The organism is Algicella marina (genome assembly GCF_009931615.1).
Lineage (GTDB): Bacteria > Pseudomonadota > Alphaproteobacteria > Rhodobacterales > Rhodobacteraceae > Algicella > Algicella marina.
Genome location: NZ_CP046620.1, coordinates 372,256 through 387,983, shown reverse-complemented (window position 1 = coordinate 387,983; position 15,728 = coordinate 372,256). Strand labels below are relative to the sequence as shown.

The following is a 15,728-nucleotide window of genomic DNA, read 5'->3' as shown; positions in this document are numbered from 1 at the left end:
GCGGATTCGCGCCGCCTCCGCGCCTATAGCGCGAATCGGCCGTTTGGGCCTCTACCAGTTTTGCCGAAACCACCGCAGCGCGCGGCTGACACGGCGATGTCCCAGCCGGTCGGCCGGCATCTCGAAGTCCCAGCATTCATCCTGAGGATGGCTCGCCAGCAGCGCCATTCCGACAGCGGCTGCGAAGCCCGTACCGGTCGCGGCCTGCGGCAGGCCCTGTACCCGCAGCGGCTTCCCGATCCGCACCTGGCGTCCCAACACCTTCTGGGCCAGCGGCTCCAGCCCCGGCGTCTGTGCCGATCCGCCCGTAAGCACCACCCTCTGACCCGGCAGATATTCGAAACCGGAAACGTCCAGCCGCGCCCGCACTTCTTCGAGGATCTCTTCCATCCGGGGACGCATCACCCCGATCAGTTCCGCGCGGCTGATCTGCCGCCGGTCCCGCTCGTACTCGTCGTAGGGCGATGGAATTTCGATGTAGTCCCGGTCGTCCAGACCGGTTGCCATCACACCGCCATGCAGGGTCTTGATCCGCTCCGCCACCGCCTGCGGGATGTGCAGGCCCTGGCTGATGTCACCCGTCACATGCTGGCCCCCCATCGGCACCGCGTCGGCATAAATCATCTGCCGCTTGGCAAAGATCGAGACACCCGTCGTGCCCGCGCCGATATCCACGCATGCGGCACCCAGTTCCTGCTCATCTTCCACCAGCGCCGACAGCGCCGATGCGTAGGAAGAAACCGCCAGCCCCGCCAGTTCCAGATCGCAGCGCCGGATGCAGTGCAACAGGTTCTGCACCGGTATCCCGTCGACGGTCAGCAGATGCATGTCCACACCCAGCTTCGCCCCGATCTGGCCGCGCGGGTCCGAAAGACCCGTGCGATGATCGAGCGTGAAACTCACCGGCAGCGCATGCAGCGCTTCCCGGTCATCTCCGTATTCCGGCACATCGCATGAGGCGAGGCAGTGGCCGATATCGGCCTCCTGCACCTCGCCGTTTTCTACCGTTACCTCGCCGAACAACCCGTAGGAACGCGGCGCGCCACCCGACAGGCAGGCAATCGCGTGGTCCACCCGCATCCCCGCCATCTTTTGGGCGGCCTGCACCGCGGTTCGGATCGCCCGCTCCGTCTCGTCCATCGCCGTGATCTCGCCATAGCGAACCCCGCGGGAACGGGTGGTCGCTGCGCCGATCACCCGAAAGGCGCCATGCGTCAGCCCGCGCTTCGGCGCGTCACCGTCACTGCGTTCCGGCGCGAACTGCAACACCAGGCAGGCAATCTTCGACGTTCCGATATCGAGAATGGCCACCAGTCCGCGCCGCAACGCAGCCTCGCGTCGTTGCCGCATTGCCCGCTGGCTCTCAAACAAAGCACTCATGCGTCATCCTCGTCACTGTCGTCCTCGCCCAGCATCTTCCGGGCATTGAATTCCGCCAGCCCCGGTTGCGAGAGCCGCACCACCGGTCGGTCGCCGTCCCGCAGGTCGACGATCACCAGATCCCGCTCCAACAGGTCCTTGGCACTGTCGAGCGCCAGGATGCGCAGCAGCGCCGCCTCGGGCCGTGTCTCCGGCAACTGGATCACCTGCTCGCGGTCGAGCACGAGATCCCAGCGCCGCTCGCCAACACGCACCAGCCCGCGAATGCGGGCCTCCAGCGGTGCGGCGATCCGCATCACCGACAATCCCTCTTCGATTGCCTTCTCCGCACCCTTGCCTGCCATCACCGGCAGGTCCGGCCGGTCCCCCCGCCGGTCGATCGTGTCGACCCGCGCGCCGGAGCCATCGACCAACGCCAGCCCATCCTGCATCCGCCAGATCGCCACCGGCGTCCGCTCCACCACCGTCACTTCCAGGGTATGCGCCTCCGCCACCCGCACCCGCGCCGTCAGCACCGGCTCCAGCGCCATCACCCGGTCGCGCAACGCCTGCAAGTCTAGGTCGAAGGCGCTCACCGGCAGCTCCATCGCCATCTCCGCACCCACCCGTGCCGAAAGCTCCGGGCTGGCACCCGTGATCTGCACCCGCGCAATGCGAAACTCCGGCCGCTCCGCTACATAGGTGCGAATGTCCTCGGCCGTTTCCGCCGCCATCGCCCGCACCCGCAGATCCGTCACCAGTGCCGTAACGGCGACCAACACCAGTGCCAACGGCAAGCCGGTGCGCACGAACCTGCGGAAGGAAGGCGTCAACCACAGCCGCTCCAGCCGGTATTTCACCCGGCTCGGTGCCGGATCGGGCCGCCTTACCGGGAGCATGAGGCATCCTCCACCATCCAGCGCACGAAGGCGCCGAAACTGATCCCGTTCAACGCCGCCTGTTCCGGCGCCAGCGATGTCGGGGTCATGCCCGGCTGCGTGTTGGTCTCCAGCAGGAACAATCCGTCCAGCCCGCGGGTGTCATCCCAACGAAAATCGGTCCGACTGACGCCCCGGCACCCCAGCACATCGTGTGCGCGCACCGCATAGTCGAGGCAGGCGTCGGTAATCTCCTGCGGAATGTTGGCTGGTACTTCGTGGCGCGAACCGCCTGCAGCATATTTTGCGTCGTAGTCGTACCACCCGTCGGTAATGATATCGGTCACGCCGAGCGCGCGGTCGCCCATCACCGTCGTCGTCAATTCCCGTCCGGGTGCGAAAGCTTCCACCATCACCGTTTCCGGCATGGTTTCCACCAGCTTCGGCGGCCCGTTGGCCGCCTCATGCACGAGGTAGACACCTACCGAGGACCCCTCGTTGTAGGGCTTCACCACATAGGGCGGCTGCATCACATGCCCGGCTTCGACCTCCGTCTTCGCCGCCAGCACGCTGTCCTTTACCGGCAGGCCGGCGCGGACGAAAATTTCCTTGGATCGGGTCTTGTCCATCGCCAGAGCCGACGCCAGCACGCCCGAATGCGTATAGGGGATGCGCAGCCACTCCAGCAGCCCCTGCACGCAGCCATCCTCGCCCCAGCGGCCGTGCAATGCGTTGAACACGACGTCCGGCGCGGCCGCCTGCAACATCCCGCACAGGTCCGCGCCCGCGTCGATCTCGACAACGTCAAACCCTTCGTCCCGCAACGCCGCAGCGCATTCCCGTCCGGAGGACAGGGAAACCTCCCGTTCGGCCGACAGGCCGCCCAGAAGCACTGCAATGCGGGAGTTTGCCCTGCTCGACATAACCCGCCTCTTGTCTCGCCCATCGGCCTTTCTCGGCTCTGTCGGGCGGTATTCTCATTTCCGGCTCAGGAGGGACTTGGCCACTCTCCCACGCGCATGATTTCCCACTCTAGTCTCACGCCGCTGTGTTCAAAAACCCTTTTGCGAACCAGCTCGCCCAACTCTTCAAGTTCTGTGGCAGAAGCGTCACCTTTGTTCACGAGAAAATTCGCGTGCTTGGGGCTCATCTGCGCCCCGCCAAGCGAAAACCCGCGCAGCCCCGCATCCTCGATCAGCTTCCATGCCTTCATATCGTGCACATCATCTGCCTGCCCGGTGGAGGAAAAGCCCGCCGGGTTGCGGAAAGTCGACCCACAGGAGCGGTCGTCAACCGGCTGACTCGCCGCCCGCTTCTGCACGATCTCCTCCATCCGCGATTCGATCTCCTCCACGGGCCGTTGCGGCCCCCGAAACGTCGCCTCCAGCAGGATCAGCCCCTCCGGCAAGCGACTGGAACGATAGGCAAATCCCATATCCGCACCCGTCAGCGTGATGATTTCGCCGTGTCGGTCCATTGCCCGCGCGTTCAGGAAAACATCCGCAGTATAGGTGCCGTAACAGCCGGCATTCATCACCACCGCGCCGCCGATCGTGCCCGGAATCGTCCGCAGGAACGACAGATCGATGCCCGCCTCGGCCGCAGTCGTCGCCACACGCCGGTCCAGCGCGGCCGACCCGACCCGAACCAGCCCGTCCTCGACATGGATACCGGCAAACGCCCGCCCCAACCGGATGACAACGCCCGGTATCCCGCCTTCGCGGATGATCAGGTTGGAGCAGACACCGACGGGAAATACCGGCACATCCCGCGGGCAAGCGCGCAGGAAGGCGGCGAGATCCTCCTCGTCCGCCGGCTGGAAGAACACCTCCGCCGGCCCGCCGACCCGCAGCCAGCTCATCTCCGCCAGCCCGCGCCCGGGCGTCAGCTTGCCCCGCACCTCCGGCAACCGTTCCATCAGGCTCACAGCCCCGCCTCCTCGTTTCCCAGCTTGCGCCGCACCCAGCGGATGAAGTACCGCACCGGCCAACGCAGGATCGATACCATTCCCAGCAGCGCCAGCCCTGCCCAACCCGGCCCGTGTTCCTTATAAACAAGGACCAGCAGTGGCACGCCGATGCTCATCAGCACATAGGCAGCCGGCCAGTGATGACTGCGCGACGGAAACATGGCGATGACATTGGCAAGGATCAGCCAGCACAGGGTCAGCAGCGCGGAAAGCATCAGGCACGGCACCTCAGCTTGCGCATCGCCCACCGGGCAAGAAACATCGCCGGATAGCGATAGATTGACAGGCCGCCGAGTAACAGCACCAACGCGGGCACTGCACCCCATTCTATCCAGATCGCCACCATCAGAAAGGGAAAGAGCAGAAGCATCCCAAGCGCATAGGGCCGGTGCTGGGGATAGGGTATCATCGCCACCATGCTGACGAGGATGACCCAGACAAAACCCAGCAGCAACGTCACCATCAGCCCGCCTTCTTCGCCCTCAGTGCCTCCGGCAGGCCGTTGGCCCAGGCCGTGATCGTGCCCGCACCGAGGCAGACGACCATATCGCCCGGCTTGGCTTCCTTGCGAACGAAGTCCGGCAGATCGGCCGCGTTCGCCAGCGCCAGTGCCCGGCGATGGCCGTGCTGCGCCAGTCCGGCGACAAGCGCGTCCCGGTCCCTTCCGGGAATGGGGTCCTCGCCCGCCGAGTATACATCGGCAATCGCCACCACGTCCGCATCGTTGAAGCACGTGCAGAACTCTTCGAACAGGTCATCAAGCCGCGAATACCGGTGCGGCTGGTGAACTGCGACGATCCTGCCCTTCGTCGAATGCCGCGCCGCCTTCAACACGGCGGCAATTTCTACGGGATGATGGCCATAATCGTCGATGATCGTCACACCGTCCACCTCACCCACCCGCGTAAACCGCCGGTTGACGCCACCGAAGCCGGCCAGAGCCGCGCGGATCAGATCATGGCTGATGCCCAGATGCCGCGCCACCGCGATCGCCGACAGCGCGTTGGAGACATTGTGGTCCCCCGGCATCGGCAGCCGCACGCCCTCGATCACATCGCTCTCGCCGCTCAGCACCACGTCGAACTCCGCCACCCCGTTGTTGTAACGCAGGTCCACCGCTCGCACGTCCGCCTGCGGGTTGAACCCGTAGGTCACGACGCGCCGGTCATGAATCCGGCCCACCAGTGTCTGCACCTCCGGATGGTCGAGGCAACACACCGCGATTCCATAAAACGGAATGTTTGAGACGAAAGTGTGGAACGCATCGCGCAACGTGTCGAAATCGCCGTAATGGTCCATATGTTCCGGGTCGATGTTGGTGACAATGGCAATCGTCGCCGGCAGCCGATTGAACGTGCCGTCGCTTTCGTCGGCCTCCACCACCATCCAGTCACTGTCGCCCATCCGCGCATTGGACCCGTAGGCATGGATGATCCCGCCATTGATTACGGTCGGGTCGATCCCGCCACCATCCAGCACCGCCGCCACCATCGAGGTTGTGGTCGTCTTGCCATGTGTACCGGCGACAGCGACATTGTTCTTCAGCCGCATCAGTTCGGCCAGCATTTCCGCCCGCCGCACAACTGGCAGCTTCAGGCTGCGCGCGCAATCGAGTTCCGGGTTGCCCGGCTTGATCGCCGAGGAGATCACCACCACGGCCGCCCCCTTCAGGTTGCCCGCCTTCTGGCCGATGAAAATCTTCGCCCCGCGCTCTTCCAGCCGCCGCGTGATCGGGCTTTCCTTCAGGTCCGAGCCCTGCACCGTGAAGCCGTGGTCGATCAACACTTCCGCGATACCGGACATCCCGATTCCGCCGATTCCGACGAAGTGGATCGGGCCTATGTCATGCGGCAGATGCGTCTGATCGTTCATGGCTCTTCCTCTCGAATGCAATCTTGCCCACCAGGTCCGCCAGCATTTCGGCAGCATCCGGTTTTCCGAACTTCAGTGTGGCGGCGGCGGCGGCATTTGCCCCCTCGGGCTCGGCCAGAATTGCCGCGATATGCCCGCTCAGCACCTCGGGTGTCAATCCGCTTTCCGGGATCATGAATGCCCCGCCCGCCGCCACCAGTCCCTTGGCATTCGCCGTCTGGTGATCGCCGGTGGCGTAGGGATACGGGATCAGGATCGAGGGGCGTCCGATCACGGTCAGATCGGCGATGGAAGAGGCGCCCGCCCGGCAGATCACAAGTTGCGCCCGCGCCATCCTGTCGGGAATGTCGTCGAAAAACGGGCGGATGTCGGCACGCACACCAAGGCTGTCATAGGCCGCACGCACCTTGGCGGCATCCTCGTCTCGCGCCTGGTGCGAAACCGTCAGATTGGCCAGCAGTTCCTCCGGCAGATAGGCCAACGCCTCGGGCACCTTCATCATCACATGCGCGCCCTGGCTTCCGCCGAAAACAAGCAGATCCATGGGCCAGTCACCCGGCGTAATATAAGGGCTGCCTGCCCGCGCCTTCACCGCCGCGCGCACCGGGTTACCGATGTGGAATGCCTCGACGCCATCCGGCACATCCGTCGGCCACGTGCCGCAGGCCACTGCCGCCGCGCGTCTGGCCAGCAATCCATTCACCCGCCCCAACACGCCGTTCTGTTCATGAATCAGCCGCGGCACCCGCTGCAGGATCGCCGTCGCCATTGCCGGGATCGCGGGATAGCCGCCGAACCCAGCCACCGCGTCGGGCCGGTCCCGCAGGAAAGAGACATTCGCTCCGATCAACCCGCCGAGAATCTTGAACGGTACCAGCGCCTTCCGCCAGCCCTCCGCCTGCGCGAAACTCCCCGAAGGCACGACAGCACGCTCCACCGCCGCCGGGAAGCCGCCCGCATAGCGCGCGCCGCGTGCATCTGTCGAAAGCTTCACCCGCCAACCACGGTCCAGCATCTCTTCGGCCAAAGCCTGCGCCGGGAACATGTGGCCGCCGGTGCCGCCGGCCGCAATCACGAGAAGGGGTGCATCCGCCATCTCAACGCCCCCGTCCGATGATTTCCGAGAACGTGTCCTGCGGCCGTTCTCGCGTCAGCGCCAGCAACATTCCGAGCGCGATCCCCGCCGCCAGCAGCGAAGAGCCGCCATAGCTCACGAACGGCAACGTCATGCCCTTGGCGGGCAGCAGCCGCACGGCCACACCCATGTTGATCAACGCCTGCAACCCGAACATCGCCGCCAGACCGGTGCCAGCCAGCCGCACGAACGGATCGCGCTCACGCACAAGCCGCACCATGGAGCGGACGACGATCGTGCCAAACAGCAGGATGATGACAAGGCACATCACCAGCCCGTATTCCTCTGCCGCGACGGCGATGATGAAATCGGTATGCGCATCGGGCAGCGACCATTTCACGGTCCCCTCACCAACACCGACCCCGAGGATACCACCCTCCTGAATGGCGTTGGTCGCAAAACCAAGCTGCGTGCGCGGGTCCAGGTCGGGCGACAGGAACCCGTCGATCCGCCGCGCCACGTGGTCCGACATGCGATAGGCCATGACCCCGCCCGCCATCACCAGCGCCGCGAGGATCATCAACAGGAACATCGACGCACCGGCAACAAAATACATCAACCCCCACGCGCCCAGCACGAGGCTCGCCTGCCCGAAGTCCGGCTGCACCACCAGCAGTCCAACCAGCAGCACCGCGATCCAGAAGGAAATCGCCCGCCCCGGCGGCCCGCCCGGCTCATAATTCGCTGCCATCAGCCACGCCGTCAGGATCACGAAAGCCGGCTTCAGGAATTCCGAAGGCTGGACCGATGCGAATCCCAGCGAGTACCAGCGCACCGCTCCCTTGCCGAAATCCGTGCCCAATACCGGCAGCAGGGCCAGGGCGACAAAGGCGAAACCGAAACCGATAACGCCCAGCCGCCGCAACTGCCTGGGTGTCAGCATGGAGGTAACAACCATCGCCGTCAGCGCCAGCATGCCGAAGAACGCCTGACGGGAGACGTAGTAGAAGGGATCAAGCCCGTTTCGCGTCGCCAATGGCGGCGAGGCCGCCAGCCCCAGCATCAACCCGGCCGCGAACAGCCCGATGATCGCCAGCAAGGTCCACGTATCCACCGTCCGCCACCAGCGTGGCAACAATGGTTCGCCCGGCTTTACCGGTACGACACCAAACACCATTTCCGTCATTGGGAAACCGCCTTCATACTGCACATGCCTCAGTCCGCCCGTCTTTGATCGCGGGTCGGTTATCGCTCTGCACGACAGAATAGCGGCATTTTGCCGTTCACGCCAGCATTTCGATCTATTTCATTGGTGTGAACGGCGGTTTACTGCCCGTTTGCACCATGCGGCGCAACGCCGGACGACCATTTCCGGCCCACGTCCCGTCGCATGGCACACACCCCGAAGACCTCGCCCACCACCGGACACCGCGCCTGCGGCAGCTAGAGCATGACCCGCGAACGCAGTGCCTCCACTTCGACAGTCAGCGGCCCGGACGGTGTCGGTTTGCCCGTGGCGCGGCAGTTCGCCGTACCGGCAACCAGCGCCTCCTCATCGGCATATTCCGCGAAATGTGCCGTGCCCACCAGCACTGTCTCACCGTTAACGACGAACGCATGGGCGCGCAGAGCCTGCCGGTTCGCCTTCCGCCGCGTCTGACCTTCGTGGAACCCAGCACCACAGACATACAGTTCGCCGTCTACATCCACGACCTTGTAGACATAGGTGTAACCCTCCCGGCGGTCCGCCCAATTCACACCTGCCACACCATAGTCCCGTGTCACCGGCGCCGCGAAGGTCCCACCCGTGCCGCCAGCGTCTTCACATCCAGCCAATCCAAACCCAAGCACCGCAATCGCTGCGGTCATAATTGCAAACTTCACACCAATTCCTTCATTCAGGCAGTTACCAGTCGGCCTCCCTGCGAACCGGAGAACCGGGTGGCATTATGGTTCATGGCAAGCCATCTGACAAAGGCAGAGATTGCCCAAACCGTGGTTGCACCACCTCACCCGGCAGCCAGCACCCGCTGCACCGCCGCCACGAAGTCATCCCCCCGCGTCTCGAAGCTTGAATACTGGTCGAAACTCGCCGCCGCCGGGGCCAGCAGCACCACCTCGCCCGGCTCCGCCTCCGCGGCCGCACGGGAGACCGCCGTGGCCATGTCGCCGCACGTCTCCTGCGGCACCGTCCCCAATGTCGCACCGAAAGACTCAGCCGCCTCGCCGATCAGGTACGCCTTCGCCACCCGGTCGAACAGCGGCGCCAGCGCCGCGATGCCACCGTCCTTTGCCCGCCCGCCGAGAATCCACCGCACGCGCGGAAACGCCAACAACGCCTTTTCCGCCGCATCGGCATTGGTGGCCTTGCTGTCGTTGACGAAACGCACGCCGCCCTTCTCGCCGATCAACTGGCACCGATGCGGCAGCCCCGGATAGCTTGCCAGCGCCACTTCGATCTTCTTCGGCGCCACCCCGAGGCTCCGCAATGCCGCATAGGCGGCACAGGCATTCTGGTGGTTGTGCGCCCCGGGCAATCCCGCCATCTCCCGCAGATCGATGGAAGCCACCTGCCGCCCCTTGCGCCACTCGCTCAGGAAACCCTTCCGCGCGAACACGTTCCATCCGCCAACCAGCTTCTGCGCAGATGAGATGCGGATCACCGGATCGCCACCCTCCGCCTCCTGCCGCATCTCTGCCGCCAGATAGCGTCCCTCGGCCTCGTCCACCCCGATGATCGCCCGCTCCGGTCCGCCCTCGGCGAACAGCCGGCGTTTGGCCGCGAAATACCCGCCCATGCCACCATGCCGGTCGAGGTGATCGGGCGTCAGGTTCATGAAGATCGCGATGTCCGGCGCCAGTGCCCGCGCCACTTCCGTCTGGTAGGAAGAAAGCTCCAGCACCACCACCTCGCCATCGACACCGGGTTCGAGGTCCAGCACCCCGCGCCCGATGTTACCCGCCATTTGCGCAGGCATCCCTATTGCCTTCAGGCAATGGTGGATCAGCGCCGTTGTCGTGGATTTGCCGTTCGAACCAGTCACACAGATCACCCGTGGCGGCCGGTCCATCAGCCCCCAGTCCTCCGTCGCGTAGGATCGAAAGAACAACCCGATGTCGTTGTCGACAACCGCCCCGTGCGTCCAAGCCTTCTCGACAATCGGGTTGGGCGCCGGATACAGCGCGGGTATGCCCGGCGACAGGATAAGCGTCCTCACGTCTTCCCACGCGGCGTCCCGGCTCAGATCGACCGGCGTGAAGCCCTCCGCCTCCGCCGCCGCCCGCGCCTCCGGGTTGTCATCCCAGGCCACGACCTCCGCGCCCCCAGCCCGCAACGCCCGCGCCGCCACGAGACCGGAGCGCCCAAGCCCCAGCACCGCCACCCTGTGCCCCTCGTACCCGCGTACCGGAATCATCGCATCATCCCCATATCCCGTGCCGCAGTGATCGCGCGGCCTGCGGGCACATATCCCGCAAGCCCGGAGGGGAGGCAAGCTCGGAAAGAGGGATCAGCGGTTCAGCAGGAACGCATCGGCAACCCGGTCCGGCGGATCACCCGGCAGCACGCTTTCACTGTATAGCGCTTCCAGCAGCGCGAAATCCGCCAGCCGGTCAACCGGATCCGCGACCCGATCGTTGAAGGTAAAATGCTCCGACGCTTCGGAATCGTTCAGGATGCCCAGCGTGTGCATGAATTCCTCGAACATGCACGCCTGCACCCGCTCCATGTCCCATGCGCTGTTGATGAAGACCATGCCGTAGCGCAGTACATCATTCAGGGAACTCGCGGTGTAATAGCAGCTATGCGGCGCACCTTCGGCAAAGCGCCGGGGCAGCGGCCCGGAGGATTGGGTCAGCGCCGCGAACAGCACGCCGGTGGGAATGTCGGTCAGGAAAACGTAGATGTCGGCCACCGCCGCGCCGTATCCGTCGATCAGGAAGCCGGAAGAGACGGCAACACCGCCCTCGACCTCGTCCTGCTTCACACGGAAACGCGCCCCGCCCGCCAGCGGTGCGCCGATCGCACCAAGATCGACATAGTCGATGGATGCGACCCCCGGAAAGCTCGGAGCCGCTGCCGTGATCTCCGCGACCATGCCCTCGAAGAAGTCCTTCGGCGCCGCCCGGTCGTGAAGCACGAGCACCCGTGGGGCCCGAGTCCACTTCCGGACAGTCGCCTTCCTGGAGGAAACGATCTCGACGATCTGCTCACGGATAGGCTTGTCGCCTGCGAACGCGGGACTTGTTCCGGAACCGAAAGCCGTCAGGATCGCCATCGCCAATGTCGCCACCAAACGCATGCAATCCCTTTCGAACTTCCGGGGTGGTCTCCCGGATCGGCCAACTTCCGCGCACCGACAATCCCTACCATGAATTGCCTTGACTCTGTTCGTCTTAAGTGGATTTCGCGGCAGAAATGTGGCCCGACGTGGGATTCTGCACAGTATCACGGCAGTTTACCGATGCCCCGGCATCGTCTGTTCAGGCAGGCGGCTTCAGTGCCGCGCGCCTCACCTCAGCGCAGTTTCAGCGTTGCCAGGCCAATGATCGCGAGGATGACGGAGATGATCCAGAATCGGATCACGATCTGCGGCTCTGCCCAGCCCTTCTTCTCGAAATGGTGGTGGATCGGCGCCATCAGGAACACACGTTTCTTGGTGCGCTTGTAATAGAGCACCTGAATGATGACAGACAGCGCCTCGACCACGAACAGCCCGCCGATGATCGCGAGCACGATCTCGTGCTTGGTGGAAACGGCGATGGCGCCAAGCGCTCCGCCAAGCGCCAGGCTGCCAGTATCACCCATGAACACCGCCGCCGGCGGTGCGTTGTACCACAGGAACCCCAAGCCGCCGCCGATCAGCGCGGCGGTGAAAATCGTGATCTCTCCCGTCCCGCGCACGTAATGCACGTCGAGGTATTCGGTGAAGTCGGTGCGCCCGACGACGTAGGCAATGATTCCGAAAGATGCACCGGCGATCATCACCGGCATGATCGCCAGCCCGTCCAGTCCGTCCGTCATGTTGACCGCGTTGGCCGACCCGACAATCACGATCATCGCGAAGGGCACAAACAGGTAACTCAGGTTGATCAGCGTGTTCTTGAACACCGGAAATGCCAGTCGCCCCGAAAGCGCCGGATCGGAGGTCAGCGCATCGTTGATGCCGTGCAGATACATCGCCCACACCGCCGCAACCGCCGCCACCGCAAAGCCGATGCCCAGCCGCATCCGGCCGGAGACACCGGCCGTATTCTGTTTGGAAACCTTGGCGTAATCATCGGCAAAGCCGATCAGTCCGAAGCTGGCGGTCACGAACAGCACCAGCCACACGAACCCGTTGTCCAGCCGCGCCCACAGAAGGGTCGAGAGCAATAGCGCCGACAGAATCAGCAGGCCGCCCATCGTCGGCGTCCCCGCCTTCGCCAGAATGTGGCTCTCCGGCCCGTCCTCACGAATCGGCTGGCCCTTTTTCTGTTTCTTGCGCAGCAGGTTGATCAGCGGCCGCCCGAAAACGAAGCCGAAGATCAGTGCCGTCAGGAAGGCGCCACCGGCCCGGAAAGTGATGTATCTGAACAGGTTGAACAGATCGCCCCCGTCGGAAAGCTCGCTCAGAAAATACAACATCTAGTCACTCTCCCCGGTCTGGCGCATATCAGTGGCATCGCCCAGTTTCTTTATGGCGTCAACAACCACCGCGAGGTCGGATCCGAGCGAACCCTTGGCCATCACCACGTCGCCGGCATCTATCAGGCGCGGCACCTTTTTCGCCAGCGCCTTCGTCGTCTTGCAGCACTCGCCACGCTTGGCTTCCGGCAATGCTTCGTACAGCCTCTTCATCAGCGGCCCCGCGCAATGGACGGTGTCGATCTGCGCCATCGCCGGATGCTCCGCCAGCGATGCGTGCATCTGCGGCCCCTCCGGCCCCAGTTCCAGCATGTCACCGAGAAACGCGATCCGCCGCCCCCGGCGAACCTTGCCGACGCCGTCTACCGGCTGTGCGCCGACAAACACCTCGAAAGCCGCGCCCATCGCCAACGGGTTGGCATTGTAGCTCTCGTCGATCAGCGTCACATGGCCGTCGATCCCGCCCGGCCCCAGCGCCACCCGCCAGCGTGCGCCCCGGCCTTCCGGCGGCGCCCAGTGCGCCAACGCCAGCGATGCCAGCGCCAGATCCGCGCCCAACGCCTCCACCGCCGCCAGCACCGCCAGCGCGTTCGTTGCCAGATGCGCCCCCGGCGCCGCCAGCTTGAAGACAACCGGCTGCCCGTTCAGGTCGGCCTCCGCACAGGTTACCAGTCCCTTCACCACCACGCTGCGCAGGCTCGCCTCATAGTTGCCACTGCCGAAGCGCACCACGCGCGCCCCACCTGCTTGCGCTGCCGACACCAGGATATCCGAGGTTCCGATTTCACCGTTCAGCACCGCAATGCCGTCCGGCTCCAGCCCCTCGATGATCGTCGCCTTCTCGCGCGCGATCCCTTCGACGTTCTCGAACGCTTCCAGATGGACCGCCGCCACCGTCGTCACCACCGCCACATGCGGCCGCGCCAATTTCGCCAGCGGCGCGATCTCGCCCGGTGCGTTCATGCCGATCTCGATCACCGCGTAATCGGTCTCCCGCGGCATCCGCGCCAGCGTCAGCGGCACACCCCAATGATTGTTGTAGCTCTTCTCGGCGGCATGGGTCGCGCCCTGCCCGCTCAGGGCCGTGCGCAGCATCTCCTTCGTGCCGGTCTTCCCGACGGAGCCCGTCACCGCCACCACCTTGCCCGACATCCGCGCCCGCGCCGCCTGCGCCAGTCGTGCCAGCCCTTCCAGCACATCGGGCACAAAGATCAGTGGTGCGTGCGGGTCCACACCCTCGGGCAGATGTGTCACCAGTGCCGCCGCCGCGCCCTTTTCCAGCGCCTGCGCCACGAAGTCATGGCCGTCGCGCTGCGCCGCCAGCGCCACGAACAGATCGCCCGGCTGCAATGTGCGCGTGTCGATGGAGACGCCCGTGGCTTCCCAGTTCGCCACGCCACCGCCGCCGGTCGCCGCCAGTGCCTCCGCCGCAGTCCAAAGGCTCACGCGCCCAGCCCTTCCAGTGCGGCCACGGCCACGCTCGCCTGCTCGGCATCGTCGAAGGGCAGCACATCGTCGCCGATGATCTGCCCGGTCTCGTGCCCCTTGCCGGCGATCAGAAGCGTATCGCCCGGCTGCAACGCATCGACACCGGCGAGGATCGCTGCCGCCCGGTCGCCGATTTCCGTGGCATCCGGCACCGCCTCCATGATCGCCGCCCTGATACGCTCCGGGTCCTCGCCCCGCGGATTGTCATCGGTCACGAAGGCCACATCCGCGAATTCACGCGCCGCCGCACCCATCAGCGGGCGCTTGCCCGGATCCCGGTCGCCACCCGCACCGAAAACCACGATCAGCCGGCCCATCACATGCGGACGCATCGCCTGCAGCGCCGTCGCCAGCGCGTCCGGCGTGTGTGCGTAATCGACATAGACAGCCGCGCCGTTGCCGCGCACAGCCGCCCGCTCCATCCGTCCACGCACCGTGTGCAGCGTTTCCAGCGCCCGCGCCACGTCGCCGATCTCGAACCCGGATGCCAGCGCCAGCCCCGCCGCGACCAGCGCATTGGCGGCCTGGAAACCGCCGATCAGGTTCAGTCGCGCCATGTACACCTTGCCACCGTGACCAAACCGCAGATCCTGTCCCGTCGCATCGAACCTGCGGCCGAGGATCTCCAGGTCCGCACCGTTCCTGCCCACGGTCAGCACCGATTGCCCCCGCGCCCGCGCCATTGTCACCAACCGCTCGCCGCACGGGTCGTCGGTGTTGATCACCGCCACGCCGTCGCGCGGCAGCACCCGCGTGAACAGGCCGGATTTGGCCTCGAAATAGCTTTCAAAATCAGGGTGATAGTCCAGATGATCGCGGGTGATGTTGGTGAACCCGGCCGCCCGCAGCCGCACCCCGTCCAGTCGCCGCTGCACCAACCCGTGCGAGGACGCCTCCATCGCCGCATGGCTGACACCGTCCGCCGCCAGCTCCGCAAGCAACCTGTGCAGCGTGATCGGTTCCGGTGTCGTGTGCTTCAGCGGCGCCGCCACCGCGCCTTCCACTCCGGTCGTGCCGAAATTCACCGCCGTCGCGCCCAACTGCTCCCAGATCTGGCGCGTGAAACTCGCCACCGAGGTCTTGCCGTTGGTTCCGGTCACCGCCACCATCGTCTCCGGCTGGTCCGCAAACCAGCGCCGCGCCGCATGCGCCAGCGCCATTCGCGGATCGGGATGCACCACCACCGGCACGTCCGGCACCCCGTAATCCGCCTCGGCGATTGCCAGCCCCTCGGCATCCGTCACCACCGCCGCCGCGCCCATCCGCAGCGCATAGCTGATGAACTCCGCTCCATGGATCTTCACGCCAGGCAAGGCAAAGAACAGGTGCCCCGGCTTCACATCCCGGCTGTCCACCGAAAGGCCCGTCAACGCCCGCGCACCCTGCCAGGAACCCGCCCGGCGCGCGCCTGTCAGGACACCCAGTTCCTCCAGTTCCTTGACCATGCCACTCTCCGCCATT

Annotated in this window: 15 protein-coding genes; all 15 read right to left on the bottom strand. The window is 65.2% G+C overall.

Going from position 1 to position 15,728, the window contains the following annotated elements:
* Positions 1 to 51: 51 nt before the first annotated feature.
* Positions 52 to 1,380, bottom strand: coding sequence for a cell division protein FtsA (ftsA, locus tag GO499_RS02065; RefSeq protein ID WP_161860626.1), 1,329 nt, complete (start codon positions 1,378 to 1,380; stop codon positions 52 to 54).
* Positions 1,377 to 2,258 (bottom strand): cell division protein FtsQ/DivIB, encoded by an 882-nt coding sequence (locus GO499_RS02060; protein ID WP_161860625.1) that lies wholly within the window; start codon positions 2,256 to 2,258, stop codon positions 1,377 to 1,379. The genes ftsA and GO499_RS02060 overlap by 4 nt, the downstream gene beginning before the upstream one ends.
* Positions 2,246 to 3,160: a D-alanine--D-alanine ligase gene (locus tag GO499_RS02055; protein WP_284154863.1), complete on the bottom strand. Its 915-nt coding sequence runs from the start codon at positions 3,158 to 3,160 to the stop codon at positions 2,246 to 2,248. The genes GO499_RS02060 and GO499_RS02055 overlap by 13 nt, the downstream gene beginning before the upstream one ends.
* 65 nt (positions 3,161 to 3,225) lie before the next feature.
* Positions 3,226 to 4,155 carry a UDP-N-acetylmuramate dehydrogenase gene (gene murB / locus GO499_RS02050; protein WP_161863802.1) on the bottom strand — a complete coding sequence of 310 codons (930 nt, stop codon included), beginning with the start codon at positions 4,153 to 4,155 and terminating at the stop codon, positions 3,226 to 3,228.
* Between the two features lie 5 nt (positions 4,156 to 4,160).
* On the bottom strand, positions 4,161 to 4,421 hold the full coding sequence (locus GO499_RS02045) for a DUF2484 family protein (RefSeq protein ID WP_161860624.1): 261 nt from the start codon (positions 4,419 to 4,421) through the stop codon (positions 4,161 to 4,163).
* Positions 4,421 to 4,669 (bottom strand): DUF2484 family protein, encoded by a 249-nt coding sequence (locus GO499_RS02040; RefSeq protein ID WP_161860623.1) that lies wholly within the window; start codon positions 4,667 to 4,669, stop codon positions 4,421 to 4,423. Before GO499_RS02040 ends, GO499_RS02045 begins: the two co-directional genes overlap by 1 nt.
* Positions 4,669 to 6,078, bottom strand: a complete 1,410-nt coding sequence (gene murC / locus GO499_RS02035) for a UDP-N-acetylmuramate--L-alanine ligase (RefSeq protein WP_161860622.1) — start codon at positions 6,076 to 6,078, stop codon at positions 4,669 to 4,671. The genes GO499_RS02040 and murC overlap by 1 nt, the downstream gene beginning before the upstream one ends.
* Positions 6,050 to 7,174, bottom strand: a complete 1,125-nt coding sequence (locus GO499_RS02030; RefSeq protein ID WP_161860621.1) for a UDP-N-acetylglucosamine--N-acetylmuramyl-(pentapeptide) pyrophosphoryl-undecaprenol N-acetylglucosamine transferase — start codon at positions 7,172 to 7,174, stop codon at positions 6,050 to 6,052. Before GO499_RS02030 ends, murC begins: the two co-directional genes overlap by 29 nt.
* Before the next feature lies 1 nt (position 7,175).
* Positions 7,176 to 8,339: a putative lipid II flippase FtsW gene (ftsW, locus tag GO499_RS02025; RefSeq protein WP_161860620.1), complete on the bottom strand. Its 1,164-nt coding sequence runs from the start codon at positions 8,337 to 8,339 to the stop codon at positions 7,176 to 7,178.
* 257 nt (positions 8,340 to 8,596) lie between these two features.
* Positions 8,597 to 9,022 carry a hypothetical protein gene (locus tag GO499_RS02020; RefSeq protein ID WP_161860619.1) on the bottom strand — a complete coding sequence of 142 codons (426 nt, stop codon included), beginning with the start codon at positions 9,020 to 9,022 and terminating at the stop codon, positions 8,597 to 8,599.
* A 140-nt stretch (positions 9,023 to 9,162) separates the two neighbouring features.
* Complete coding sequence (murD, locus tag GO499_RS02015; protein WP_161860618.1) at positions 9,163 to 10,569, bottom strand: UDP-N-acetylmuramoyl-L-alanine--D-glutamate ligase; 1,407 nt, start codon at positions 10,567 to 10,569, stop codon at positions 9,163 to 9,165.
* Positions 10,570 to 10,662: 93 nt separating this feature from the next.
* Positions 10,663 to 11,454, bottom strand: a complete 792-nt coding sequence (locus GO499_RS02010; protein WP_161860617.1) for a DUF2927 domain-containing protein — start codon at positions 11,452 to 11,454, stop codon at positions 10,663 to 10,665.
* A gap of 215 nt (positions 11,455 to 11,669) precedes the next feature.
* A complete protein-coding gene (gene mraY, locus GO499_RS02005; protein ID WP_161860616.1) occupies positions 11,670 to 12,779 on the bottom strand; it encodes a phospho-N-acetylmuramoyl-pentapeptide-transferase in 1,110 nt (369 codons plus the stop codon).
* Positions 12,780 to 14,225, bottom strand: coding sequence for a UDP-N-acetylmuramoyl-tripeptide--D-alanyl-D-alanine ligase (locus GO499_RS02000; protein ID WP_161860615.1), 1,446 nt, complete (start codon positions 14,223 to 14,225; stop codon positions 12,780 to 12,782).
* On the bottom strand, positions 14,222 to 15,727 hold the full coding sequence (locus tag GO499_RS01995; protein WP_161860614.1) for a UDP-N-acetylmuramoyl-L-alanyl-D-glutamate--2,6-diaminopimelate ligase: 1,506 nt from the start codon (positions 15,725 to 15,727) through the stop codon (positions 14,222 to 14,224). The genes GO499_RS02000 and GO499_RS01995 overlap by 4 nt, the downstream gene beginning before the upstream one ends.
* Between the last annotated feature and the right edge of the window lies 1 nt (position 15,728).